Source organism: Hyphomonas sp. L-53-1-40 (assembly GCF_000682775.1).
GTDB lineage: Bacteria > Pseudomonadota > Alphaproteobacteria > Caulobacterales > Hyphomonadaceae > Hyphomonas.
In genome coordinates, this window is record NZ_AWFI01000001.1 from 384,046 (window position 1) to 409,282 (window position 25,237).

The window sequence follows — 25,237 nt, forward strand, 5'->3', positions numbered from 1 at the left end:
TCAGCAGGGCAGTGACGTCTCGTACGGGCTGTCCAGTGAGAACATCGGAATGGTCGCGATCAATACGCGGCCATCATCCCCTTTGAGATCATAGGTGCCACCCATGATTCCGGACGGGGCCGCCAGTGGCGCGCCAGACGTGTAGCTGAAGCGTTCGCCCGGCCCGAGGGTTGGGGTCTGGCCGATCACGCCTTCACCTTCGACTTCCTGACGACGGCCTTCGGCATCCACGATGCGCCAGTGACGGCGCACGATGGTCCAGGTCTGCTCGCTCTCATTCTCAACGTCGACCGTGTAGGACCACATGAACCGGGCGCGCGCCGGTTCGGATTCGTCATGCATGAACTTCGGACGCACACGAATGCGCACACCATCGGTGATCTGTTCGTATTGTGGAGGAGGAACCCGTCTGCCCATCATGTGAAATTCAATCCAATTCGTTCACACACTGTTAAGGGCGCGCGTCAAATCCATTACAAGATCGTCAGAATCTTCCAGACCGACCGACATCCGTATCCAGCTGCGGTCGAGTCCCATCGAGGCCTGCTCCTCATCGCTGAGCGCGCGGTGCGTGGTGGAGGAGGGATGACAGGCCAGCGACTTGGTGTCGCCGAGATTGTTGCAGATATCGACAAGCTCCAATGAATTCAGAAGCTTGAAGGCTTCTTCCTGTCCACCTTTCACCGAAAAGGCGATCATGGTGCCGCCTGCGCTCATCTGGCGCTTGTGGATGTCGTAGTGTGGATGGTCCTCGCGATGGGGGTAGCGCACGGCGGCTATCGCCGGATGATCCGCAATAATGTCTGCCAGGCGGGCAGCATTTTTTGTTTGCTGGTCGACGCGCAATTTAAGTGTTTCGAGTCCCTTCAGCACAACCCAGGCGTTGAACGGCGACGCAGCCGGGCCGAGATGGCGCAGCCACGGATCGTAGATTTCCTCCATCCGCGCCGAATCGCACAGGATTGCCCCGCCCATGACGCGGCCCTGGCCGTCCATATGCTTGGTGGTGGAATAGACGACGACATCCGCGCCAAGCTCCAGAGGCTTCTGAAGGATTGGCGTCGCGAACACATTGTCGACCACCAGAATCGCGCCGGCGGCCTTGCAGAGCTTGGCGACCGCCTCGATGTCGACGCCGTCCAGCAGCGGGTTGGCCGGGCTCTCGATCAGGACGAGCTGGCAGCCCTTGGCGATCTCCCGCTCCCAGGCCTCAAGGTCAGCGCCATCCACGAAAACCGTCTCGATGCCAAATTTGGGCATCTGATTGGCGATGATCCAGCGGCAGGAGCCGAACAGGGCCGTCGCGGCCACGACGCGGTCCCCCGCTTTCAGCGGTGCCAGGATCGCGGTTGAGATGGCGCCCATGCCGGAGGCAGCAACGCGGCAGGCCTCGGCATTTTCGATCAGGGCGAGTCGCTGTTGCAACATCTCACATGTCGGGCTGCCATAGCGGGAATAGACAAAGCCATCCTCTTCACCCGCCATACGGCGCATGGCCTGTTCAGCGCTGTCATAGGAAAAGCCGGATGTCAGGTAGATCGCTTCGGAAATCTCGCCATGTTCGGAACGCATAAGGCCGCCGCGCACCGCTTTGGTCGCGGGCTTCCAGCCCTTTTTTCCGTCGTCGCCCGGTGCATCTGCCATGACACGATAGTCCCTTGTGTTTCCTGTAACGGGTCTTATGCCTGAGAGGGTAAGGGGTGCAAGTGATGGCCGTCGATTCTGGTGTATTGTCTGATCATGAGATTGAAGCGCTTCTCGGCGCTGATGCGATCCGGACGGACCTGCCGCTGGATGAGGGGCAGGTGCAGCCGGCAAGCCTTGATCTCCGCCTGGCCGAAGATGCTTATCGGCTGAGGGCGAGCTTCCTGCCGGGCAAGGATCGTACAGTCGCCGAGATGTTGCAGGAGCCGGGCATCCATATGCATCGGATCGATTTGACCAAGGAAGGCGCGGTGCTTGAGACCGGTTGTGTCTATCTTGTGCCATTGATGGAATCCCTGCGCCTGCCTGCCGGCATTGCGGCGCGGGCCAATCCGAAAAGCTCGACGGGTCGGATTGATGTGTTTACGCGGCTCGTCACCAATCGCTCCCGCGCCTTTGACGAAGTGCCGACGGGCTATTCCGGTCCGCTCTACCTGGAAGTCAGCCCGCGCACTTTCCCGATCATGGTGCGCCCTGGTGACCGGCTCGCGCAGATACGGTTCAAGCGCAAGAAGCCTGAGACGCTGAAGGAAAAAGTGGTCTCGATCGATCTCGAGTCCACGGGCGACCAGCCAGTTGGCTATCGTGCCAAGCATCATTCGGGCATTGTCGACCTGCGCGGCATTGGCGCGCATGAAGCGAGCCAGTTCTGGGAGCCGATCTGGCCGCGCGATGGTCGAATTGTTCTGAACCCGGAGGAGTTCTACATTCTGGTCAGCCGCGAAACGGTGAAAGTGGGCGCGATGGAGGCCGCCGAGATGGCACCGATCGCTCCGGAACTCGGCGAATTCCGCGCGCACTATGCAGGCTTTTTCGATCCCGGCTTCGGCATGAATAGTGGCGGTAGCCGCGCTGTGCTGGAAGTGCGGTCGCGGGATGTCCCCTTTATCCTCGAACACGGCCAGCCCGTCGCCAAGCTGGTGTATGAAAGCATGGCTTCGAAGCCCAAGGGTCTCTATGGCGGCAAGGGCTCCAACTATCAGGGGCAGGGCCTGAAATTGTCCAAGCATTTCAATACCTGAAGGTGCATGTCATGAAGCTCTACTATTCCGCAACGTCTCCTTATGCCCGCAAGGTGCGGGTGCTGATCATTGAGCATGGATTGCAGGAGGCGGTGGAATTGGTACGAGCTGATCCTATGGCGGAGAATGCTACGTCGAAAATTGGGAACCCCCTGAGCAAGGTCCCCGCGCTTGAGCTGGATGACGGCGCTCACCTGTTCGATAGTCCGGTGATCTGCGAGTATCTCGATCATCAGGCGGCGGGAGAGCCCTTGCTGGCGCGCGAAGGCACCGCTCGCTGGACGGTGCTGACGGCCCAGGCGCTTGGTGATGGCATTCTGGATGCTGCGCTCAGTCTCGTCATGGAATCGCGACGTCCTGAAACCGAGCGCTCCGCCTACTGGCAAGATCGGTGGACGGCAGCAATTCATCGCGGCGTGGATCAGATCGCCGAAGATGTTGCGTCAGACCGGGAAACATTCGACCTTGGGCGGATCGCCTATGCCTGCGCGCTTGGCTATCTCGACTTTCGCTTGCCCGACCTCGACTGGCGTGGCCCGCATCCGAACCTGCTGGCCTGGTATGAAGATATGTCGGCGCGCGAGAGCTTTGCTCTCACCACGCCGCCGGAATAGATTCATTCGTCCAGATTGAGTCGCATCTCGGTTATGTAGGGTTTGAAACCTGCCTTCTCGTACGCGCGGATGGCGGGATCATTGCCGCTATAGACGGTCAGCCGTATCTCGGTAAGGCCGCGCATGCGGGCCCAGTCGAGCAAATAGTCCGTCAGGATACGGTTCAGTCCCTTGCCGCGATGATCAGGGTGCACGAACATGAATCCCAGAAAGGCGTGATAGTCAGAGGCAATGTAGGGTTTTGACGCCCGCTTTTCTGCATAGCCCGTCGCAATGATGGTGCCGTCCAGCTCAATCACGGCGACTTCTGCATCCTCGGACCGGACGCGTTCGCCAAGATCATAATAGCTGATCGGATCCGGCTTCAGCGTATGGTCGTAGGGCCGCTCGGCGGCGATGATTCCCTGTTCGCATTCTTTCAAGGCGGGCAAGTCGTCCAGTGTGGCGGATCGAACAGGATAGTCCCGATCACTCACGCGATCAGCCTTTCGCCTTGGCCAGTTCGCGATAGGTGACCAATTGGCCGGTGCGCGTCTCGCTCGGGCTGACCAGTTTGACCAGTTCGGCGGCAACCTCTTCCGGGGTCGGAAGGGTCAGCGGATCTTCGCCGGGCATGGCCTCGGCGCGCATGCCGGTGCGTGTGCCGCCCGGATCGAAAATATTGGCGCGCAGTTTCATATTCTCATTCTCGTCGGCCCAGCCGATGACGAGTGCTTCCATCCCTGCCTTGGCGGCCTGGTAAGGGCCCCAGAATGCACGCGGCTTGCGGGCAACGCTGGACGTGACAAAGACGGCGCGAGGTGCATCGGACTGGTGCATCCATGGCGACAGCGACCGGATCAGGTGGAAGTTGGAAGTGAGGTTCACCGCAATCGTCTCTTCAAAGCTGCGGGGACCACACGTCTCGACCGGGCCAAGCGTGCCAAGAATGCCGGCATTGGCAACGAGACCATCCAGACGACCAAAGCGTTCGCCGATCACCTTGCCGAGCGTCTCGATGCCCTTGGTGTCTTTAATGTCCATCGGCACAAGAACAGCTTCGCTGCCAAACGCGCGGATCTCGTCGTCAAGCTTCTGCAGCGCGGCCTTGGAGCGGGCAACCGCAATGACGATGTTGCCTTGACGGGCAAGCTCCAGCGCGGCGGCGCGGCCAATGCCACGCGAGGCGCCGGTGACAAGGACGAGCCTCGGGGAAGCGGAAGGGGTATCTGTCATGGCGCGGCTCAGGAAAGGCGATCAAGCGTCGTCCAGCAGGGAGAGCTGACGCTCCTTGTCGGATTCGGCATGTTCGTTATCGACCAGCGGCGTTGGATAGTCACCCGTGAAGCAATGGTCGGAGAATTGTGGTTGCATCGGATTGCGCTGTGGCTCTCCAATGGCGGTGTAGAGCCCCGGTACCGACAGGAAGCCGAGCGAGTCGACGTTCAGTTCCCTGACCATTTCCTCGTGCGTATGGATCGCCGCGAACAGTTCGGACTTGGCGGCCATGTCGATGCCGTAAAAGTCCGGGTTCAGGATGGGTGGGCTGGCCGAACGGAAATGAATTTCCTTGGCGCCGGCATCACGCACCATCTGGACGATCTTTTTCGACGTGTTGCCCCGCACGATGGAATCGTCGACGAGAATGACACGTTTGCCTTCCAGAACGGCGCGATTGGGGCTGTGCTTCTTGGAGACCGCGCTCTGACGTCCTGTCTGGGTCGGCTGGATGAAGGTTCGGCCGACATAGTGGTTCCGGATGATACCCATCTGGAACGGGATGCCGGACGCTTCGGAAAATCCGAGTGCAGCGGGCACGCCCGAATCCGGCACCGGTACGATGACATCCGCATCGGCGGGTGTTTCGGCGGCCAGCTGGTGTCCCATGCGGCGGCGTACTTCATAAATCGAGCGGCCCTGAACGATGCTGTCCGGCCGGGCGAAATAGACGTACTCGAATACACAGGGGCTGGTCGGGCGCTGCGGAGCAAAGCGGTAGGACTCGACACCCTTGTCGCTGATGATGACGATTTCGCCATTCTCGACTTCGCGCACGAACTCGGCGCCGATAATGTCCAGCGCGCAGGTTTCAGACGCCAGTACATAAGCGTCGCCCAATTTTCCAAGGATCAATGGACGCAGTCCAACCGGATCACGTGCGCCGACCAGCTTCTTGCCGGTCAGGCCGACCAGCGCGTAGCCGCCTTCGATTCTCTGAAGAGCGTCCACCAGACGGGCGAGGAAATCCTTGCCCGTGCTGCGCGCGACGAGGTGAAGGATGACTTCCGTGTCCATGGTAGACTGGAAGATGGCGCCGTCCTTGACGAGGTCATGGCGCAGCTTGCGGGAGTTGGTGAGGTTCCCATTGTGCGCCACGGCGAACCCGCCCCCGGCGAGGTCGGCGAAGATCGGCTGCACGTTCCGCAATATGGTGCGGCCCTGCGTTGAGTATCGGTTGTGGCCGATGGCGGCATGGCCCGGCAGGCGCGTTCGGAGATCACCCCCGAAATGCTCTCCTACCATGCCCAAATGACGTTCCGAGGGGAATCGCTTGCCGTCAAAGGTAATCATCCCGCAGGCTTCCTGCCCGCGATGCTGGAGGGCATGCAAGCCAAGCGCTGTCAGCAGGCTGGCTTCATGATTTCCAAAGATACCGAAGACGCCACATTCCTCGCGGGGCTTGTCGTCATCATGATCGAAAAGGACCATTTGAGACGCACCTCCTGAGTGACGGTATTGCGACACGGGCCTATTGCCCTGTTTTGCCCTCTGAGGGAAGGGCGGCTTGCACATCTTTTCCGACTTTTGACGCATTGTCGTTCACATAGTTCGCCATCTCGGCAAGCGGTGGGTACGTCATCGAGTTCCGGATGAAGTCCGGGATGCGGCTTTCATCGAGGGCCAGATTAAGAAGTACGGCAAAGAAAACGAGGGCGATGGCACCGCGTGCGATGCCAAAAAACAGACCGGCGAAATGGTCGAACATACCAATGCCGTCGGCGCCCTGAATATTCTTGGACAGGCGCTGGCCAAACCATGCGACCAGAACATAAACGATGATGAACGCGACGACGACCAGGGCAAGATCGCCCAGTAACGGATCGACGCCTTCCGGCACCAGCGTGCGCACGCCGTCTGCAAAGAAGCGGCGCGCATAGAAGGCGGCGGCCAAGGCGGCGATGAATGATCCGAGTGTCGCAATCTCGCGCAGAAAGCCTCTTGCGAATGCCATGATCGCGGAGATCACGATGACCGCGACGGCAATGGCGTCGAAAGCTGTAATGGACTCAAGCATTTTGGGCGTCCGGAGCGAGAAGGTGGGCGAGATCGATAAGCCGTTTAATTGGGGTGATCGTCAAGCCATCCACTGAAGTCGGACTGCCTTCGGGCACATAGGCATGGGTGAAGCCAAGCCGGACGGCTTCCTTGAGACGTTGCTCCATGCGGGCCACCGGGCGTACCGCGCCCGACAGGGCCACTTCGCCGAAGAACACAGTCCGTTCGGGTACAGGCGTATCGGCAAGGGAGGTCAGCAGGGCCGCTGCCGCGCCAAGGTCTCCGGCTGGCTCGCCAATGCGATAGCCGCCTGCGACCGAGAGATAGACATCCATGCCCGACAAGCTGATCCCGCAGCGCGCTTCCAGTACGGCGAGCAGCATGGCAAGACGCCCGCCATCCCAGCCCACGACACTGCGCCGGGGCGTGCCATAGGCGCTCTTTGCGACCAATGCCTGCACTTCGGCGAGCACAGGACGCGAGCCCTCCATGGCGGCATAGACGGCTGCGCCACCTTCGCCATCACCATCGGCCGACAGGAAAAGGGCAGAGGGTTCCTTGGCCGGGGCAAGGCCATATTGGTGCATTTCGAAGATGCCGATCTCGTCAGTCGGGCCGAAGCGATTCTTCACAGCGCGCAGGATGCGAAACTGGTGTCCGCGCTCACCCTCGAAATAGAAGACGGCATCGACCATGTGCTCAACCACGCGCGGCCCGGCAATGTTGCCCTCCTTTGTGACGTGCCCGACGAGCACCAGCGCGGCGCCGGATTTCTTGGCCCAGCGGGTCAGTTCCTGCGAGCAGGCCCGGACTTGGCTGACCGAGCCGGGCGCGGCCTCGAGACTGTCAGACCACATGGTCTGGATGGAGTCGATCACCACGAAATCCGGTTTGGCCGCTTTCAGCGCAGAAAGGATCTTGCGGAGGTCGGTTTCGGTGGCGAGGTCGACCGGGCTTTCAGCAACCTTCAGACGCTTGGCGCGCTCCTGGATTTGCGCGGCAGCTTCCTCGCCAGATACATAGACCGTTTTCACGCCATTGCGGGCGAGCCGCGCGGCGACCTGCAACAGGAGGGTCGATTTGCCGATACCGGGATCGCCACCAATCAGCGTGGCGGATGAGGGCACGATGCCGCCGCCGAACACGCGGTCGAGTTCCTCCACGCCCATCACGATGCGGGCAGGCGTTTCGGTCTCGGCGTTCAGCGCGACGAATTCGGTCTTGCTGGACCGCTTGGTGCCAGCCTTGGGCGCAGCGAGGCCGCCCGGCGTGCCGCCCACCGTCTCCTCGACCAATGTATTCCACTCGCCACAGCCTGCGCATTTGCCACTCCACTTGGAGTGAACCTCGCCACAGGATTGGCACACAAAGGCAGTCGTCGCGGTCTTGGCCATGGTCAGAGAGATATGAGGGTTTGCGGGCAGGGGAAAGGGTTCGCTTTCGGTCCGGGCTGCAAAAGTGAGGACGCGGGATGCTGGTTGCATTGCTGCAGACGGTCAGGTTCGCAGTCTCTTGTGTTCGCACGCCGGGGGCGGCAAACATCGGCCGCATGTCGACTGATAATCAAAATCCCGGAAACGACGGCCGCAGTTCAGGCCGACCGTTCGTGCCGCTGCAGCCTGCGCGGCAATTGCTGGGAGAGAAGCGTTACCGGGAGGCCCATGCTTATTGCCGGAACGCGCTGGAGCAGGACCCAGACTGCGCCGATGCTTTTTTTGTGCTTGGTATCATCAATTATGAACACAAACAGTTCGAGCGCGCCCTGAAGCTGTTCGAACGCGCGCTTGAGAAAGGCCATCCCGAGCCGGGAGCGCACGTTCAGGCCGCGCGATGCTACGCCAAGCTGACTTTGCCGAAGCAGGCGCTCATACATATTGAAGCCGCCATAAAACTACAGCCATCGGACGGTTTCACGCTGGCATCTATCGGCGCCACGTTGAGCGCACTGGATCGGCATGAGGAAGCGGTCGCCTTTCACAGGCAGGCCGCGACCGCCTCTTCAAATGACCCGATCGTCTTCTTCAATCTTGGTTCGTCCCTGCAATTCATTGGTGATTTTGAGGGTGCAAGGAAAGCGTACCGAACCTGCCTCCAATTGGCGCCTCAGTACATTCCGGCGCGCGCCTATCTCGCGCTGATCACGAAACAGAGCCCAGAGCAGAACGCAGTCGCGGAGCTTGAGGCCGCTTGGCAGCAGCGGCACCCGCGAGACATTGAAGGCGGGCTTCAACTCGCCCATGCCATTGCAAAAGTGCATGAGGACCTGGCCGACCCGGCAGCAGCCATGGACTGGCTGGACAAGGGCAAAGCCCTGGTGCGTCAGAATATTCCCAGTCAGCGAATGCAGAATCAGGCCAGTTTTGAGGCCGCCGAAGCGCTGTGCCATAAGCTCGGCGTGAACAGTGAGGTTCAAACTGGCGGCCCGATTTTCATTGTCGGCCTGCCGCGCACCGGCACCACACTTGTCGACCGTATCATTTCCAGCCACTCCGGCATCGTGTCTGCGGGAGAACGCCCAGAGTTCGGGGCTTTCCTGAAGCGCGCGGTCGGCAATGACAGCGCGGACATGCTGGACGCTGGTACGATCAAGGGGGCGGCCGGAACCGACCTGTTGGCGGTCGGAAAAAACTATATCGAAAGTGTGCAGGGAATACTGAACGGCGCGCAGCGCTTCACCGACAAGATGCCGATCAATGCCTTACTTGTTCCGGCCATACTTGCCGCCTTGCCGAATGCGCGCGTGATCTGTTTGCGGCGACAGCCTGCCGATAGTGTGTTGAGCATCTATCGCCAGCTGCTTGCCCTGTCGGCATTGCACTATCGTTGCGCGCATAGTCTTGAAGACTTGGCGGATTATGTGGCGCGCTTTCATGGTCTTGTTGAGACTTACACGGGCGCGCTCCCGTCCTCGCGGTTCACTCTGGTTGACTATGAGACCCTGGTGGAGGAACCGGAGGCGGAAACCCGGCGGCTTCTGGAATTTTGCGGTCTCGACTTCGAGCAGGCATGTCTGGACTTTCAGGAGAATAGCGCGCCCGTGGCCACCGCCAGCGTCGCCCAGGTGCGCCAGCCCATGTATCGATCATCTGTGGACCGTTGGAAACGCTATCAGCCCCAGCTTGAGCCAGCCCTTGAGATACTTCGGAAGGCTGGACGACTCTAGGCGTCGCGTCTCAGAGCTGTGCCGGGGGAGACGCATCAGGGGTGTCCGTTTCGGGAGGAGACGTCTCGGTCGCCGCGCTGTCGCCACAGGTGAAAGCGGCAAGCCCTTCCGGCATTTTCCCGTCTGTCAGACGCACGGCGCGGGCCGGTCCTCGGGCATTGCCCGCGGTAAAGGCAAAGCGTCCATCCAACACGTCGACATTGCGCTGGTAAAACGGGATGTATCCCGAGCAGAGACGTTTGGAGAGGCTGGGCGCAAATTCGAACCGCCCGGTAGACGCACGGCGGGAGCCCTCGAACCGGCCCGTCAAAGTGACAGAGTTGATCTCTTTCGTGCCGACCAGACGGACCGGGAAACGCGCGGTGGCAGGGATCGGTTTGAAGGCTTCCTGGATCTTCTCGCCATCGCCCACCACCGGGGCAGACAGGGGATCATCTGACAGGAAAACCCGCCAGGCCAGGTGCAAGCCCTCATAGCGTGTGAAGTCGGCTTCTTCGGTGCAGGTATCGATGTGCCATTCCCCGTCGAGACGGAATTTCTCGTATTGCAGCCAGCCCGTAAAGGCGAGCGACAGCGCCGTGAAGGCCACCGAAATATATTTGATGAAGTCCATCATGACCGGTCTCCCCGTGTTCCCGGAAAGGACTGCGCCTGAAGATCAGGTGCGGGTCAAGTAGCAGAAACCAAGCTAGATCGCCGGCTGGATTGGGCCTTCGGCGCGTCCGTGGACGAACTGGTCGACATATTCGCTTCCGCTATTGTCGATGATGTCAGCCGGGCCGTGCCAGATGATCTTGCCTTCATAGAGCATGGCGATGTTATCCGCGATCTTGCGCGCCGAGGCCATGTCATGCGTGATCGAGACGGCGGCTGCGCCAAGGCCGCGTACCTGCTCGAGGATGAGGTCATTGATCGCATCAGCGGTGATCGGGTCGAGACCCGTGGTCGGCTCATCGAAGAAGATCAGGTCCGGCTTGGAGATGATCGAGCGGGCAAGCGAGACGCGCTTCTGCATGCCGCCGGAAATCTCAGCCGGGTAGAGGTCGGCAACGTCTGAGCCTAAGCGGACCTTTTTCAGCGTCTCGATGGCAAGCTCTCGTGCATCCTTGCGCCGCATCTTGTCGACCTGCAGCAGGCGGAAGCCGACATTCTCCCAGACTGTGAGCGAGTCGAACAGCGCGCCGGATTGGAACAGCATGCCAATGCGGGCGCGCATCTTCTCGCGTGTCCTGCCGGTCGCCTTGGTCACGTCCTGCCCATCAAACCAGATCGTGCCAGCCGTTGGTGTCATGAGGCCAAGCGCATTTTTCAGCATCACGGACTTGCCCGAGCCTGAGCCGCCCAGCACGACGAGGCTCTCACCCTTCTGGACTTCGATGTCGACGCCCTTGAGCACTTCCTTGGAGCCGAAGGACTTCTTGACGTTTTCGAGTTTCAGAATGGGTGTACTCACAGGCCAATCTCCACGAACAAGGTGGACAGGAGGTAGTTGGTGGCGAGGACCAGTACGGCCGCGCCAACCATGGAGAGCGTGGCCGCCCGGCCGACGCCGGTCGCGCCGGCTTCGGAGCGATCACCCTGGTAACAGCCCATGATGGCAATCACCGCGCCGAATACGACCGCCTTGATGACGCCGACAAGCACGTCTTCAGTCGTCATGAAATCCAGCGTGTTGCGCAGATAGGTCGTGGAGTCGAAATCAAGGCCATAGACGCTGACCAGCCAGCCCCCCATTACGCCGATTGTGTCGGCCACCAATACCAGAAGGGGCAATGACACGATCGCGGCAAGGAAGCGCGGCGCGTATAGATAACGATAGGGCGACGCAGAAAGCGTCTCCAGCGCGTCAATCTGTTCGGTCACCCGCATGGCACCGATTTCGGCGGAGATGCCAGCGGAAACCCGTCCGGCCAGCATCAGGCCGGTGATCGTGACGCCCAGCTCACGCGTAATACCAAGCACAACAATGTTTGGCACGAATTGCTCCGCGCCGTATCGGCTTCCGCCCTCGTAGATGTTGAGCGCCAGTGCCGCCCCGATGAAGACTGCTGACAGCCCAACCACAGGCAGGGAATAGAAGCCAATATTGATGATCTGCCGCCAGATCTGTCCGGCATACCAGCGAGGCGTGAACGCGGCGAATTTCACGCGAGCGGAAAATACCGTCAGTCGGCCAATCTCCGCGAAGAAGCCAAGCACGGCAGCGCCGATCCATTGAAGGGGATTGGGAATCCCGCGCTTACGGGTAGACACGTTCGACACGATTGCTGAGTCCTGTAAGTAATTCATACCCAAGCGTACCAGCGCGGGCCGCTTGATCTTCAAGTTTGGCATGCGCGCCGAGGAATTCAACGCGCGCCCCGGATTTAGCGACGCCCTGTGCTTTTGAGACATCAATTGTGATGAGGTCCATAGAGATGCGACCGAGCACTGGGCAAGGCGTGCCATCAAGATAGGCAATCAGCGTGTCGCTACCGGATCGCGGAATGCCGTCGGCATAGCCCAGCGCAACCGTGGCCAGCGCTGTGTTGCCATCCAGCGTATGGGTTGCCCCATAGCCCACGGTTTCGCCTGCTTTGGCATGAAAGACGCTGAGGATGCGCGCGTCCAGTGTCACCACAGGCTCCAGATCCACCGCGTCAGGTGGCGTCGAGCCGCCATAGAGTGCGATGCCCGGACGGGTCAGGTCGAACGCATATTTCGGGCCCAGATAGCACCCGGCGGAGTTGGCGAGGCTGGCGGGCGTGTCGGGGAAGGCGGAGGAAATCTCTGTGAACCGGTCGAGCTGGACACGATTGAGGGCATGGTCCGGCGTGTCGCCGCAGGCCAGATGGCTCATCACCAGGACAGGTTGCAGCTTGTGTAGCTCGTCGCGCCGATGCGTCAGCACACTGGAGGCAAGGCCGAGCCGGTTCATGCCGGTATCAAAATGCAGCGCGCAGGCCCCGCGCGGCGTGCGGGCCCAGAGTTCTACCTGTTCCTCGCTGGACAAGACCGGCGTCAGGTCTGCCTCGCGATAGGTTCGAAGATGGCTGCCGGTCGGTCCGTTCAAGACAAAGATGCGCGGACCAAAGCCCAGCGCTTTGCGCAGGGCCGTGCCTTCTTCGAGATGGGCGACAAAGAATGTGCTGCAGCCTGCCTTGGCCAGCGTCTGGGACACTTTTGCCGCGCCAAGCCCATAGCCATCTGCCTTGACCACGGCGGCCGTGGTGGCGGTCGGATTCAACCGGTCAATGGCCTGCCAATTGGCGGCAATGTTCGACAGGTGAATAGTGGCGCGCGGGCGGGAAGTCATGAAGGTTTCGATAGAAGCGTTTGGCCCCCGTGTCATCTACACAAAGCCGTCAGCTTCGCTCCTGATGCTCCAGCCAGGCGGAGCCCTTCATGTTCCAGACGGGCGTGAAAAAGACCATCCAGATGATCAGCGCGATCATGCCGCCTGCCGGGACGATAGCGATCTTCTGGGGGCCGAACAGGTCGACCAGTGCGCCCATGATGGCGGCACCGAACGGCGCACCGGCCATGAAGCCGAGCTGATAGATAGACAGGACGCGGGCGAGCTTTTCCTTTGGCGCGGCGTCTTGCACGATCGAGCGGCTCATCGCGATGGAGATGCCGGCGGCGAGGCCCCAGATGAAGACGATGCCGAGGAAGACATAGTGCGGCACCTGCCACATCATGGCGAGGATGCTGACTGAGGCGAGGAATTGCGCGATCAGCAACAGGCGGCCCTGACGCTTGATGCGCTTGAAGATCGATAGCACGACGGACGAAACAAACGCGCCCATCCAGAAAGTGACGAACATGTCCCGGATGCCATCCGAGCCGAAGCCGTAGACGTCGCGGTTCACGATCGGCAGCACGACCAGGAACGCACCGATCACAAAGATCCCGACGCCGAACATCAGCGCAGTCATTGCCCACAGCTTTCCGTCTGAGCGCACGGCATGGAAGCCCTCGGCGATATCGCCCAGAGCGGATTTGATGCCCTTGCCGCTGGTCGCGATCTGGCGGCCCCGGCCCAGCCAGAGGGCGAAGCCTGCGCCAAGCGCCAGGATGATGCCCTGAATGGCGAGCAGCTGTTCTGCCGGAATCGGGCCGATGCCAAACCCGCCGAGCCAGTCGGGCATCAGTGTACGCTTGTCAGCATAGCCGCCCACGATGAGTCCGCCGATCTGTGCCAGGAATTGCGCCATTGTCGCGAGCGTTACACCGAGTTGCAGGGTGACACCGGAGCCAACACGCATGCGCCGCTCCACGACCTCGTTTACGATGGAATCGCGCGCGGGCATCATGAAAGCGCCAACCGTGCCGATGGTCAGGCCGTAGATGATCATTGCGGGATAGGAGAGTTCGCCACGCGCAACAGCCAATGCGAGGAACAAGGCAGGTGTAGCGGCCAGCAGGTGCAGAATAATGAGCAGACGTTTGCCATCTGCGCGCTCGGCCACCACGCCGCCGATCAGCAGGAAGATGACCGACGGTGCCGACAGAGCCATATTGGCGAGGCCAAGGGCCAGGCCGTCCATGTGGAGGTGCTCCTTGCCCGTGATCAGATAGGGGAACAGGACCATCTGGAGGCCAAAGGCCATGAACCAGCTGAGTTGGACCATCAGATAGGCGGGCAGTTCGATTTTCACGCCACGGCGTAGCTGGCGGGCGCGCCAATGGTTCGCCGTTGCCAGCAGGGAGGCACCAGCCCCAATCGCTTCGCTGACGCCGCTGACGGGGGACGTGATGTCCTCGGCCGCGTCTTCGGCCATCTCGTCGATGAAGTCGTCCATCTTGTCTGGCATGCGCGCTCCGGAGCAATTGGCGGGACTGTATGAAGGCGGCCCCGAGAAGGAAAGCCCCCGGCCTTGCGACACATGAAGACTGATGTCCATGACCGATGCGCAAGAAACGGGTGGGACGCCATACGCACATGTGCTGATCCTTGCTGGCACCAAGGAGAGCAGGACATGATTTCACAAACAGCCCGCGGCAAGGCCCGCTGGAGCTGGTGTCACCGGATCTTCGCGCATAGTTCAGTTGCCACGACGCCGAGGTATGGTTAGCTTCCATCTACTGGCCCCCGGTAAAAGGTATGTAGAATGCGTCTGTTCCGGCATATTGTGAGTTGGGCCCTGGCCCTGTTCCTGATCGCGATGTTCGTTCAGGCGACCATTCACCCGCTGCCCAACCCGCCGGAAGGTATGGTGAAATTCTTCGACCTGCCGGGCGAGAATATTGTATTCCAGACCATCGCAGCGAAATCAGGCATCAGTCTTTATGAACCGGCCGGCCGTGTTGTTGTGGGCTTGCTGGAACTGATTGCGGTGCTGTTCCTGATTCTGCCGATGACGCGCCGGTTCGGGGCGTTCATGTCTGCGGGCGTGCTCGGCGGGGCAGTTGCGATGCATCTGTCGCCTTGGCTGGGCCGGGAAGTGCCGGTGTCGCTGGATCCGCAGAACACCGCCACCGATGGCGGCATGCTGTTCATGCTCGCGATCGTCATGCTGGTGTGCAGCCTGTTGCTGATGGTTGTGCACCCCGGTTCTCAAGAGCGGAACTAGTGCTCAGCACCATCTCCACAGACCGTTAACCGTTTGCTGCAACAGTTTTCGTCATTGCGAAAACGGCCACACGTATGGAAGATCCCTTGGAACCGCTGCAGATGCCACCGATCGGTCGCGCGCGGAACGCATTGTTCCGGCGATTGCTGGACCTTGTTGCCATGCCAGCGTCCCGATTGGCCCATCAGGACCGCCATATGGTGGGCGATATCCTGTTGGAAGTGTTGTTTCACGCCGAAGAAACCGATCGGGAAATGTGCGCCCGTCGCCTGTCGAACCACCGCGAAGCTCCAAAGCGTGTCTTGCGCTATCTCGGCCAGTGCTCATTCCGCGTTGCGCAGCATGTGCTTGAGGAGAATGAGGGCTTTGACGCCTGCGACCTGCGGGAAATCTGCATGTCCGGGACCCAGGAACACCGAAGGGTCATCGCCGAGCGCAAGCTTGTGCCGGATTCCGTCTGTGAGTATCTGGCGGAATTCGCCGAAATTCCTGTCGTGAAGGCGATGCTGGCCAATAATGGTGCGATCATGCCTGAACAGGCGATCGACAAGCTGGTGGCCCGGTCGCGCGGGGATGAGTCCCTCTGCGCGCTCTTGGTTGAGCGACTGGAAACCAAACCGTCTCAAGCCATGGCCATGTTCTGGTGGAGCGACAGCGCGACCCGGAAGAAAATCCTGCAGCGCCATGCCGCCGACCGCCTGGAAGTAATCGACACTTGCCGCGACGTGTTTGAACTTGCCGCAGAAGAGAATTGGGCCGATCCGGTTACGCGCAAGGCGATTCAACTGATCGAACGGCGCCAGCGCAATCGCGCGGCGATCGACAAGAGTCCCTATGACAGTCTCGAGGACGCAATCAACGCATCCGCGCTGGAGGGACTGGATTCCGAACTCGCGCAGGAAATCGGGTACCTCGCGGGCCTGAAGCCCGTGACGGCGGCAAAGATCTTGACGGACAAGGGCGGGGAGGGGATCGCGGTGCTGTGCAAGGGCACCGGGGTCAAGCGCGACTTTCTCCCCGTCCTGTGGGCGGGCTTGAAACGCGATCTGGAAACCGAAATGGGAGAGATCGATCCCGATTTTGCCCGTGTGGCCGAGATCTATGAAATCATGACCGTCGCCAAGGCGCAGACCACGCTGCGCTACTGGAACTGGTCGCTGTCTTCGGCCTTCTCGCCGAACGCTCTGTCATCCGCCATCGACGATGTGCCGGCCAATGAGGAAGCCAGCTTTTCCTCGCCGCAACGTACCGCACGACTCGTTTTTGGCAGGTAGCGACACAAAACCATCCGAAAAGCACTTTCCAAGACGCGCGCAGGCCTTTAGGTCAGGGCGTTCATTGTATTGGGTCAATCATGAAAGGGGCGCATGTGCCGTACTTTCTGGGGTTGCTGGTTGCGCTGGTCGGCTTCTGGCTGGGCATGTCCGGCCACTACACACCATTGTTGCTGTCGCTGGGCGCTGTGTCAGTGGCTGTCTGTCTAATCCTGGCATACCGGCTCGACATTATTGATCGTGAGGGCTCGCCTTATGTGCGCATCGTTGGGTTTGCGCTCTACTTTCCTTGGCTGATGAAAGAAATTGCGAAAGCCAACTGGACCGTGGTCAAGGCCTGTCTGAAAGCCGAAATGGACATAGCTCCGGCCTTGGTGAAGGTTAAGACCGCCTGTGAATCAGATCTCGCAAAAGTCACTTTCGCAAACTCGATCACGCTGACTCCGGGCACCGTCACCGTTGAGATTGAAGGTGACAAGATGCTGGTGCATGCCCTTTACGAACAGGAAGCCCAGCCCGAAGCATTCGCCGAGATGGATCGCCGGTCTCGCCGCGCTGCCGATGGCAAGGGAGGCCCCGCATGACCGCTGCTGCCCTTATCGCCGTCCTGTTCGGCATGCTCCTGCTGCTGATACGCGCTATTGCCGGTCCTACGCTGTATGACCGCGTGCTGGCCGTGAACTCATTCGGCACCAAGACCGTGCTGGCTCTCGGCCTGCTTGGCTTCGTGATGGGGCGCCCACAATTCCTCGACATCGCCATTCTCTACGCATTGATCAATTTCGTTTCGACGATCGCGATCCTGAAATTCTTCCGCTACCGGTCATTCCAGGTTCCACTGGTGCGTCGCGGACAGGGAGGTGGCAATGGCTGATTTCCTCGCAACGCTTGCAACAGGATGGGAAGTCATCCGGTTCCCGCTCGGCGCCGCACTGTGCCTCGCAGGTGCGCTGCTGTGTGTAATCGGGACCGTAGGCATGCTGCGCTTTCCGGATTTCTACACCCGCCTTCATGCGGCCAGTATCACAGACACGTCTGGCGCGACGCTACTATTGCTCGGCATGGCCATGATGGCGCCCGACTGGATGGTCGTCAGCAAACTGGGGGCGATCTTCATCTTCATCTATCTGACCAGCCCGGCATCGTCGCATGCTGCTGCGAATGCGGCGCATACAGCCGGCCTTCAGCCCCTGATCGGGCCGGTCGATACACATGACAAGGAAGGGCAGGATTCCTGATGGCCATGAGTGAACCAGATATCGGCCTAGCGCTGGTCAACATCGTCCTGCTCGGCCTCTTGTTTGTTGTGGCGATCGCGATTGCGCGCTTGCGCAGCCTGTTTGCCATCGTGATGCTGTCGGGCATCTATTCGCTGGTTTCGGCGGCTTGGTATGTCGCCGTGGATGCGGTGGATGTCGGCTTCACTGAGGCAGCCGTCGGTGCGGGCATGTCCACCGCGGTCCTGCTGGGTGCCATGCTGCTCACATCACGCACCGCGAAGCCGGAGAAATCCCTGCGCCAGCTCGGGCCTCTGCTCGTCTGCGTCGCCACCGGCATCATGCTGATCTATGCGACGGTCGATTTGCCAGCCGTGGGCGATCCGAACTCACCTGCCAATACTGGCGTCGGCCTCACCTATCTGCGGGTGGCCTGGTATGACACCGGCATCGAGAACGTCGTGACCCCCGTCCTCGGCAGCTATCGCGGGTTTGATACGCTGGGCGAGACGACGGTTGTGTTTGTAGCCGGTATTGCTGTTGCGCTCTTGCTCGGCTTCGGCGAGCGCTCGCTGGCCGAGACAATCCGCAACGAAGACAAGAGCCTGCCCAAGGCCAACAAGAAACCTGAGGCAGAAGATGGGGAGACGGACTCATGAAGAGCGACCATCACGTCATCTTGCGGGTGATCACCAAAACGTTGATTCCGGTCATCGTTCTGTTCGGTCTGTATGTTCAGTTCCATGGTGATTTCGGGCCGGGCGGCGGCTTCCAGGCCGGCGTGATTCTGGCCGTCGCCATCATTCTCTACGCGCTTGTCTTTGGTGTGCCGTCTGCCATGCGGGCCGTGCCACCCGCCTTCACCCGCTCAGTCGCGGCTGTTGGGGTGCTGCTCTATGCTGGCGTTGGCTTTTGGGCATTGCTCCAAGGTGGTCAGTACCTTGAATATCAGGCGCTTTTCGGCGAGGAGCCGGGTGGTCATCATGGCCAGCATGTCGGGATTATCCTGATCGAACTGGGCGTTCTGTTTGGTGTGTCCGGTGCGATGTTGACCATTTTTTACGCTTTCGCTGGCCGCGTGGCCGAAATTCGCGACGAGGACTGGTAGGCCGATGCTGCTATTCATTCTAGAGCGCGCAAACTATTGGGCGGTCATCGGGCTGATGATGATCGGCCTGTACATCACTTTTGCGTCCGGAAATCTGATCAAGCGGCTGGTGGGCCTGTCTCTGTTTCAGACATCGATCTGCCTGTTTTACGTGACCCTTGGCATCGTGGCCGGCGGAACCGCGCCAATCCTGATGGATCCTGATACATCTGGGGGGCATGGCGGTGGTCATGGCGAAGAAGTTCCTCACGCTGCCGTCGATGCCGTACTCACGGCGTCTGCTGGTGGCGACCGCGTGGCCGATCTGGTGCATACCTATTCCAACCCCTTGCCGCACGTCCTGATGCTGACCGCGATTGTGGTGGGCGTCGCGACCCTGTCGGTCGGGCTCGCCCTGATCGTCCGCATTCGCGAAGCCTATGGCACAATCGAGGCAGATGAAGTGCGCGAGATCGACATGCAGACCGCCATCGCTCAGGAAGCCGAACAGGAAGCAGCTGAAAAAGAGGCACTGGCATGATCGACCTGCTTCTGGATACCGCGCCCCGCTGGGCGTTGCTTCACGCACCCGCACTATTGATCATGGTGCCGTTGTTCCTGGCGCCTCTGCTGGCGATCCTGCCAAGTGGTCGGCTGTCCTGGCTGATCAGTATTGCGGCCACAGTGTTTTCGCTGTTCTGCGCGCTGATCCTCGTGGGACAGGTGCAGGCCTCTCCGGTTGGCGTCGTCGGCTATGACGTTGGCAACTGGCCCATGCCCATCGGTATCACGCTTCGGGTTGATGCGCTCAATTCCATGATCCTGTTGCTGGTGGCTGCCATTGGTGTGCTGTCCACGATCTTTTCATGGCCGACGGTCAAGGCAGAGATCCCTGAGCGCAAGCACCCGCTGTTCTACTCCGCCTTTCTCGTCTGCTTTGCGGGCCTCAGCGGCGTTGCGATCACGGGAGATGCGTTTAACCTCTTCGTCTTCCTCGAGATTTCGTCGATTTCCACCTATGTGCTGGTCGCGCTGGGGGCGGGCCGGGATCGCCGCGCTCTTCCGGCCGCGTTCAACTACCTCATCATGGGTACGCTCGGCGCCAGCTTCTACATTATTGGTGTGGGCTTCCTCTATTCCGCCACGGGTACGTTGAACATCGCCCAAATTGCCGAAATGCTGCCTTCGCTGGCGGGCAATCGCAGTGTTGAGGCGGGCTTTGCGTTCATCATTGTCGGGCTCGGCCTGAAAGCAGCGGTCTGGCCGCTGCATCAATGGCTGCCAAACGCCTATGCCTACTCACCAAGCTTCGTGACCATGTTCCTGTCGGCTACGGCGACGAAGGTTGCGCTCTATGCGCTGATCCGGTTCTTGTTCACCGTGTTCCGTCCGGAATTCGCATTCGAGCAGGCGACTTTCACCTACTTGCTGATGCCGCTGGGCCTCGCCGCGATGATAACCTGCAGCTTCCAGGCAGTCTTCCAGACCGATGTGCGCCGGACGCTGGCTTACTCCTCTGTTGCGCAAGTCGGTTACATGATCCTCGGCGTGTCCATTGGCACAGTTGCAGGCGTCAGTGCGGGCCTGTTCCACTTGCTGAACCATGCGATGATCAAGGGTGCACTCTTCATGGCAGTCGCTGGCGTAGTCCTGACGTTCCAGGGCACGACCATTCGCGATTTCGCCGGCTTGGGCCGCACGGCGCCCTGGACAATGACCGGCTTCGCGATCGCGGGGCTGTCTTTGATCGGTGTGCCGCTGACCGCAGGCTTCCAGTCAAAGCTCCAGCTCGGCTACGCCCTGTTCGACCAAGGTATGTGGTGGGGCGTCGTTTTTGTCGTGTTCTCCAGTTTCCTGGCGGTGATCTATATGGGCCGCATTCTGGAGGCGATCTTCTTCCGGCCGCCGATCAATCCGCGCAAATCGCGCAAGGAAGCGCCGATCCTGTTGCTTGTGCCGCTCTGGATACTGGCCCTTGCAAACATCTATTTCGGTATCACGACCGAACTGCCGCTCGGACTGGCGCGTGACGCCGCTGCGGCCGCGTTCGGACTGGAGGCCTTCTGATGAACTCTGAGCTGTTGATCTGGGCCGCCCTGTGCCTGCCATTGCTGATTGCGATCGGCATTGCCGTGACGGGAGCGTTCTCGAACGTCCGTGAAGGCGTTACACTGGTCGGCGCGACCGTGCTGTTCGGTGTGGTCATCGCGCTTGCCATGAAAGTGGCAGGCGGCGAGGTGCCTGAACTCTATGTGGGGCAGGCTGCGCCGGGACTCGATTTCGCGTTCAAGCTGGAACCGCTGGGTGCTTTGTTCGCACTGGTCGCCAGCGGCCTGTGGATCGTCAACTCGTTCTATTCCATCGGCTATATGCGTGGAAACCGCGAACGCAATCAGACGCGCTTCTACATCTGTTTCGCCATCGCCATATTCGGCGCGATGGGCGTCGCCATGTCGGCGAACCTGTTCACGCTGTTTGTGTTTTATGAAGTGCTGACCCTGTCGACCTATCCACTGGTGGCGCACAAAGGCGATGCGGCGGCCAAGCGCGGCGGGCGCATCTATTTGCTGACCCTGTTAGGCACATCCATCGGCCTGTTCCTGATGGCGGTCATGTGGACCTGGGCCCTGGCTGGCCAGAACCTGGATTTTGTTCAGGGTGGCCTGCTTGCCGGACGCAATCTCGATCCGGCCGTGGCCAGTGCCTTGCTCATCCTGTTTGCTTTCGGCATCGGCAAGGCGGCATTGATGCCGTTCCATTTCTGGCTGCCCAATGCGATGGTCGCACCAACGCCGGTTTCCGCCCTGTTGCACGCCGTCGCGGTTGTGAAGGCGGGCGTCTTCACCGTGATGAAAGTGTCGATCTACATTTTCGGCGAGGACTTGCTGAACGCGACGCCGGGCCGCGAATTCGTGCTCTGGGTAGCGTGCTTCACCATCATCGTTGCGTCGCTCGTCGCAATGACAAAAGACAATCTCAAGGCACGTCTGGCCTATTCGACGATTGCACAGCTGTCCTACATCACGCTTGGGGCGATGCTGGCCACGCAGGCCGGTTTCATGGGCGGGGCGTTGCAGATCGCCGCGCACGCAGTTGGCAAGATGACATTGTTCATGTGTGCTGGTGCCATCTATGTCGCCACCGGGCTGACGAATATATCCGACATGAAGGGCCTTGGCCGGAAGATGCCGATTGTCTTCATCGCCTTCTTCATTGCGACCCTCTCGATCATTGGCATTCCACCGATGGCAGGGGCTTGGGCCAAGTATGAGCTGATGCAGGGGGCCATTGATCGCGGCACGGGCTTCGTACCTTACGTGCTGATTGGCTCATCTTTGCTGAACATCGCTTATCTGTTGCCGATCCCGATCTTGGCGCTGATGCCGACGCCGGGCACACCAGAGCCGAAACCGTTCAAGCGACCGGACGGCGCGCCATTCTTCACTGTGGCAGCCCCGGTCGTGACGGCGGGCCTCTGTGTGGTCTTGTTCTTCCTCGTCGGGCCGCTGGCGGACTTCCTGTCGCCTGCGTTTGAAGCCCCGTCATCCCCTGCCTTCGCTGGAGGTCAGCCATGAGCGACGAAACGCCGAATGATACCCGCGATACCAGCGGACGCTTCGTGAAGCGCGCCGCAGAGAAGGCGCATCGGCTGCACACGCCGTCAGAAGACGGGGTGCATCCTGTGGCCAAGATCCTGTTCGGATGGACCGAGGCAAAAGTCGCTGGAACGGCGATCTTCTGGGGCATCGGCCTGCTCTCGGCCTTCCTGATTGTCATCGATCTGGCCGTTGATCGGCACGAATATGTTCACATGGCCGAAGCGACCGGATTCTATGCGCTGTGGGGCTTTGCCGCCTTTGCTTTCGTTGTGCTGATGGGCTGGCCGCTGGGCCGGCTGCTGCGTCGCAGTGAAACCTATTACGGAGATCCGGGCGGCCCGCCGTCGGATATCGACCCGGATATACCCGCTGTGCCTGACGCTGTCCCGACCTATCCTGACGAAGGAGAAGAGCACTGATGACTGGTTTGCTCTCCATGCTGAATCCCGGCTGGCTCCTGATCGCTGTAGGACTTGGGGCTCTTTTCCTGCCTGTTCGCCGCGTGCGTCAGGGGCTGACCATTGCCGCGCCCATCATTGCGATACTGTTGATTTCGGTCGCGGATCGGAACGTGAATCTGTTGACCGGCCACGCGCTGGGTATCGAGATGATCCTCTATCGGGTCGACAATCTCAGCTACATTTTCGGCCTCGCTTTCCTGCTCGCGGCGCTGCTGAACGCGATCTATGCGTGGCACACTGACGACCGGCTGCAGGATGGCATGTCGATTGCCTATGCTGGTGCCGCTGTTGCGGCGACCTTCTCGGGCGACATGATGACCCTGTTCGTGTTCTGGGAACTGACGGCCATTACATCTGTCTTCCTGATTTTGAGGGCAGGGACGCGCGCCGCTTATTTCGCCTCCATGCGATATCTGGGCGTCCAGATCCTGTCCGGCGTACTGCTGCTGGCCGGTATCGGCTATGTCTACCAATCGCGCGGTGACCTATCGATCTCGGCCTTTACCAGTCTGAATGAACCGGGCGCACTGCTTGTCTTCATTGCGCTGGGCATCAAGGCAGCCTTTCCCTTCCTGCACAACTGGCTGCAGGATTCCTATCCGAAGGCCACGGTGGTCGGCGCGGTTGTCCTGTCGGCCTTTACGACAAAGCTGGCCGTCTACGCTTTCGCGCGGATGTTCCCTGGCCATGACGCGTTGATCTGGATCGGCGCCGTGATGACCGTGTTCCCGGTCTTCTTCGCCGTTATCGAAAACGACCTGCGCAAGGTGTTGGCCTATTCGCTGAACAATCAGGTCGGCTTCATGATCTGTGCCATCGGCCTCGGCACGGCGGGGGTCGGCAATGCGCTCGCGCTCAACGGCGCATCGGCGCATGCCTTCTGCCACATCATCTACAAGGGCCTGCTGTTCATGAGCATGGGCGCCGTGCTCTATCGCACCGGAACGACCAAGGCGTCTGAACTGGGCGGGCTCTACAAGTCCATGCCGTGGACGACGATCTTCTGCATCATTGGAGCAATGTCGATCTCGGCGTTCCCGCTCTTCTCGGGCTTTGCGGCCAAGTCGCTGACCATGAGCGCGGTGGGCAAGGAGGGCTACACGATTGTTTGGCTGATGCTGTTGTTCGCGTCAGCCGGTGTGCTGGAGCATTCGGGCATCAAGATTCCGTATTTTGCCTTCTTCGGCCATGACAGCGGCAAGCGGGTGAAAGAAGCGCCCTTCAACATGCTACTCGCCATGGGGCTTGCCTCCTTCATCTGTATTGCTGTGGGTGTGCCAGCCATTGTTCCGGGCTTCGGCTATGAGTGGCTCTACAATCTGCTGCCGTATCGCGAGGAGGCGATGGCGTATCATCCGTTCACGCTGGATCATGTATTGACCCAGATGCAATTGCTCGTGCTGGCCATCTTTGCCTTCGTGATGCTGAAGCGCCTTGGCTGGTACCCACCGGAGAAGCCGGGCGTCGTGCTCGACAGCGACTGGCTCTACCGCAAGGCAGGCTATGGTATGGCGACATGGACTGGTACGGTTTGGCAGAAGGTGGGACCAGCCATGTCCGCTATCTTCTTCAAGCTGACCGGCCGGGCCTATGAGCGGATCGAGAATACGTTCAGTCCAAGGGGCGAATTGGCCCGTGGAGGTCTTGCCAGCGGCATGGCGATCTGGACCGCAATCCTGCTTGGTTTTGTCCTGCTTCTATCCTTCATAACGACCGGATAATCAGCCTTACGGCGAAATTTAACATACCGATGGTATGCGAGCAAAATCCGGATCGTGTAGTAAATACTGCGATTTATACGTGAGTCATTCTCAATCTTAAGCTAATCCCGATTGGTTAATCGCAATGACGGGGATGCGAGATGACTGATACTGAGAGTGCAGTGACCGACAGGATTGAGTTCCTGGAGATGACAACAAGAATAGTTGCGGCCTATGTGAGCAATAATGCGCTGCAAGCCGATGAGCTGCCGCAGCTCATCCAGCTGGTCCATTCTTCGCTGGAGGGTGTGCGTGGCACCGACGAAATGTCGGAACCACCCAAGCCCGCTGTGTCTATCCGGAAATCCATTGGCGAGGAGTATCTGATCTGTCTGGAAGATGGATTGAAGTTCAAATCGCTAAAACGCCACCTGCGCACCAAATACGATATGACGCCCGAAGAATACCGCGAGAAGTGGGGGCTTCCCGGCGATTATCCGATGGTTGCACCAGGCTATTCAAAGCAACGCTCAATGCTCGCCAAGCAAATGGGGCTCGGTAAGTCCGAGCGCGACTAGTATTCAAA

General features: G+C 60.0%; 28 protein-coding genes. 16 read left to right on the top strand and 12 right to left on the bottom strand.

Annotated features, from left to right (window positions below):
* Together apaG and metZ are read right to left on the bottom strand one after the other, a co-directional pair.
* Complete coding sequence (apaG, locus tag L53_RS01855) at positions 1–420, bottom strand: Co2+/Mg2+ efflux protein ApaG (protein ID WP_233347478.1); 420 nt, start codon at positions 418–420, stop codon at positions 1–3.
* 21 nt (positions 421–441) lie between these two features.
* The gene (gene metZ / locus L53_RS01860) at positions 442–1,644 is read right to left on the bottom strand and encodes an O-succinylhomoserine sulfhydrylase (protein ID WP_034811016.1); all 1,203 of its coding nucleotides are present in this window, start codon (positions 1,642–1,644) and stop codon (positions 442–444) included.
* Between the two features lie 65 nt (positions 1,645–1,709).
* Between metZ and L53_RS01865 the strand changes: the two genes are divergently transcribed.
* Positions 1,710–2,726: a 2'-deoxycytidine 5'-triphosphate deaminase gene (locus L53_RS01865; protein ID WP_034811018.1), complete on the top strand. Its 1,017-nt coding sequence runs from the start codon at positions 1,710–1,712 to the stop codon at positions 2,724–2,726.
* Between the two features lie 11 nt (positions 2,727–2,737).
* The gene (locus L53_RS01870; protein WP_034811020.1) at positions 2,738–3,340 is read left to right on the top strand and encodes a glutathione S-transferase N-terminal domain-containing protein; all 603 of its coding nucleotides are present in this window, start codon (positions 2,738–2,740) and stop codon (positions 3,338–3,340) included.
* A gap of 2 nt (positions 3,341–3,342) precedes the next feature.
* Here L53_RS01870 and L53_RS01875 read toward each other — a convergent pair whose 3' ends face one another.
* Genes L53_RS01875 through radA form a run of 5 tightly spaced genes read right to left on the bottom strand, consistent with a single transcriptional unit; the run spans position 3,343 to position 7,989 of the window.
* Entirely contained in the window at positions 3,343–3,816 is a 474-nt protein-coding gene (locus L53_RS01875; protein ID WP_034811023.1) for a GNAT family N-acetyltransferase, read from the bottom strand.
* 4 nt (positions 3,817–3,820) lie between these two features.
* The gene (locus L53_RS01880) at positions 3,821–4,555 is read right to left on the bottom strand and encodes an SDR family NAD(P)-dependent oxidoreductase (protein ID WP_034811025.1); all 735 of its coding nucleotides are present in this window, start codon (positions 4,553–4,555) and stop codon (positions 3,821–3,823) included.
* A gap of 21 nt (positions 4,556–4,576) precedes the next feature.
* Positions 4,577–6,028 (bottom strand): amidophosphoribosyltransferase, encoded by a 1,452-nt coding sequence (gene purF, locus L53_RS01885; protein ID WP_034811027.1) that lies wholly within the window; start codon positions 6,026–6,028, stop codon positions 4,577–4,579.
* A 40-nt stretch (positions 6,029–6,068) separates the two neighbouring features.
* The gene (locus L53_RS01890; RefSeq protein WP_034811029.1) at positions 6,069–6,614 is read right to left on the bottom strand and encodes a CvpA family protein; all 546 of its coding nucleotides are present in this window, start codon (positions 6,612–6,614) and stop codon (positions 6,069–6,071) included.
* Positions 6,607–7,989, bottom strand: coding sequence for a DNA repair protein RadA (radA, locus tag L53_RS01895; RefSeq protein ID WP_034811031.1), 1,383 nt, complete (start codon positions 7,987–7,989; stop codon positions 6,607–6,609). Before radA ends, L53_RS01890 begins: the two co-directional genes overlap by 8 nt.
* 155 nt (positions 7,990–8,144) lie before the next feature.
* Between radA and L53_RS01900 the strand changes: the two genes are divergently transcribed.
* The gene (locus tag L53_RS01900; RefSeq protein WP_198019711.1) at positions 8,145–9,758 is read left to right on the top strand and encodes a sulfotransferase; all 1,614 of its coding nucleotides are present in this window, start codon (positions 8,145–8,147) and stop codon (positions 9,756–9,758) included.
* Positions 9,759–9,768: 10 nt separating this feature from the next.
* Here L53_RS01900 and L53_RS01905 read toward each other — a convergent pair whose 3' ends face one another.
* From L53_RS01905 to L53_RS01925, 5 genes are all read right to left on the bottom strand, one after another.
* A complete protein-coding gene (locus L53_RS01905) occupies positions 9,769–10,374 on the bottom strand; it encodes a hypothetical protein (RefSeq protein ID WP_034811033.1) in 606 nt (201 codons plus the stop codon).
* A gap of 72 nt (positions 10,375–10,446) precedes the next feature.
* On the bottom strand, positions 10,447–11,211 hold the full coding sequence (locus L53_RS01910) for an ABC transporter ATP-binding protein (protein WP_034811035.1): 765 nt from the start codon (positions 11,209–11,211) through the stop codon (positions 10,447–10,449).
* Positions 11,208–12,020 carry an ABC transporter permease gene (locus L53_RS01915; RefSeq protein ID WP_233347482.1) on the bottom strand — a complete coding sequence of 271 codons (813 nt, stop codon included), beginning with the start codon at positions 12,018–12,020 and terminating at the stop codon, positions 11,208–11,210. The genes L53_RS01910 and L53_RS01915 overlap by 4 nt, the downstream gene beginning before the upstream one ends.
* Positions 11,998–13,053, bottom strand: coding sequence for an alanine racemase (gene alr, locus L53_RS01920; RefSeq protein WP_198019712.1), 1,056 nt, complete (start codon positions 13,051–13,053; stop codon positions 11,998–12,000). Before alr ends, L53_RS01915 begins: the two co-directional genes overlap by 23 nt.
* A gap of 49 nt (positions 13,054–13,102) precedes the next feature.
* Positions 13,103–14,554, bottom strand: a complete 1,452-nt coding sequence (locus L53_RS01925) for an MFS transporter (RefSeq protein WP_034811041.1) — start codon at positions 14,552–14,554, stop codon at positions 13,103–13,105.
* Positions 14,555–14,851: 297 nt separating this feature from the next.
* On the opposite strand from L53_RS01925, the gene L53_RS01930 reads away from it, so the two are divergent.
* The 13 genes from L53_RS01930 (at position 14,852) to L53_RS01990 (ending at position 25,229) form a co-directional block, all read left to right on the top strand.
* The gene (locus L53_RS01930; RefSeq protein ID WP_034811043.1) at positions 14,852–15,313 is read left to right on the top strand and encodes a hypothetical protein; all 462 of its coding nucleotides are present in this window, start codon (positions 14,852–14,854) and stop codon (positions 15,311–15,313) included.
* Positions 15,314–15,387: 74 nt separating this feature from the next.
* Positions 15,388–16,587, top strand: a complete 1,200-nt coding sequence (locus L53_RS01935) for a DUF2336 domain-containing protein (protein ID WP_034811046.1) — start codon at positions 15,388–15,390, stop codon at positions 16,585–16,587.
* Between the two features lie 80 nt (positions 16,588–16,667).
* Positions 16,668–17,171, top strand: coding sequence for a Na+/H+ antiporter subunit E (locus tag L53_RS01940; RefSeq protein WP_034811047.1), 504 nt, complete (start codon positions 16,668–16,670; stop codon positions 17,169–17,171).
* On the top strand, positions 17,168–17,461 hold the full coding sequence (locus L53_RS01945; protein ID WP_034811049.1) for a monovalent cation/H+ antiporter complex subunit F: 294 nt from the start codon (positions 17,168–17,170) through the stop codon (positions 17,459–17,461). The genes L53_RS01940 and L53_RS01945 overlap by 4 nt, the downstream gene beginning before the upstream one ends.
* A complete protein-coding gene (gene mnhG / locus L53_RS01950; RefSeq protein WP_034811051.1) occupies positions 17,454–17,825 on the top strand; it encodes a monovalent cation/H(+) antiporter subunit G in 372 nt (123 codons plus the stop codon). Before L53_RS01945 ends, mnhG begins: the two co-directional genes overlap by 8 nt.
* Before the next feature lie 5 nt (positions 17,826–17,830).
* Positions 17,831–18,463 (top strand): DUF4040 domain-containing protein, encoded by a 633-nt coding sequence (locus L53_RS01955; protein ID WP_034811916.1) that lies wholly within the window; start codon positions 17,831–17,833, stop codon positions 18,461–18,463.
* A complete protein-coding gene (locus L53_RS01960) occupies positions 18,460–18,912 on the top strand; it encodes a Na(+)/H(+) antiporter subunit B (protein WP_034811052.1) in 453 nt (150 codons plus the stop codon). Before L53_RS01955 ends, L53_RS01960 begins: the two co-directional genes overlap by 4 nt.
* 4 nt (positions 18,913–18,916) lie before the next feature.
* The gene (locus L53_RS01965) at positions 18,917–19,432 is read left to right on the top strand and encodes a cation:proton antiporter subunit C (protein ID WP_034811054.1); all 516 of its coding nucleotides are present in this window, start codon (positions 18,917–18,919) and stop codon (positions 19,430–19,432) included.
* Positions 19,429–20,958 carry a monovalent cation/H+ antiporter subunit D family protein gene (locus L53_RS01970; RefSeq protein WP_051607456.1) on the top strand — a complete coding sequence of 510 codons (1,530 nt, stop codon included), beginning with the start codon at positions 19,429–19,431 and terminating at the stop codon, positions 20,956–20,958. The genes L53_RS01965 and L53_RS01970 overlap by 4 nt, the downstream gene beginning before the upstream one ends.
* Positions 20,958–22,466 (top strand): proton-conducting transporter membrane subunit, encoded by a 1,509-nt coding sequence (locus L53_RS01975; RefSeq protein WP_034811056.1) that lies wholly within the window; start codon positions 20,958–20,960, stop codon positions 22,464–22,466. Before L53_RS01970 ends, L53_RS01975 begins: the two co-directional genes overlap by 1 nt.
* On the top strand, positions 22,463–22,909 hold the full coding sequence (locus tag L53_RS16115; RefSeq protein ID WP_051607457.1) for a hypothetical protein: 447 nt from the start codon (positions 22,463–22,465) through the stop codon (positions 22,907–22,909). Before L53_RS01975 ends, L53_RS16115 begins: the two co-directional genes overlap by 4 nt.
* Positions 22,909–24,672, top strand: a complete 1,764-nt coding sequence (locus L53_RS01985; RefSeq protein ID WP_034811058.1) for a Na(+)/H(+) antiporter subunit D — start codon at positions 22,909–22,911, stop codon at positions 24,670–24,672. The genes L53_RS16115 and L53_RS01985 overlap by 1 nt, the downstream gene beginning before the upstream one ends.
* 140 nt (positions 24,673–24,812) lie before the next feature.
* On the top strand, positions 24,813–25,229 hold the full coding sequence (locus L53_RS01990) for a MucR family transcriptional regulator (protein WP_051607458.1): 417 nt from the start codon (positions 24,813–24,815) through the stop codon (positions 25,227–25,229).
* Positions 25,230–25,237: the final 8 nt, after the last annotated feature.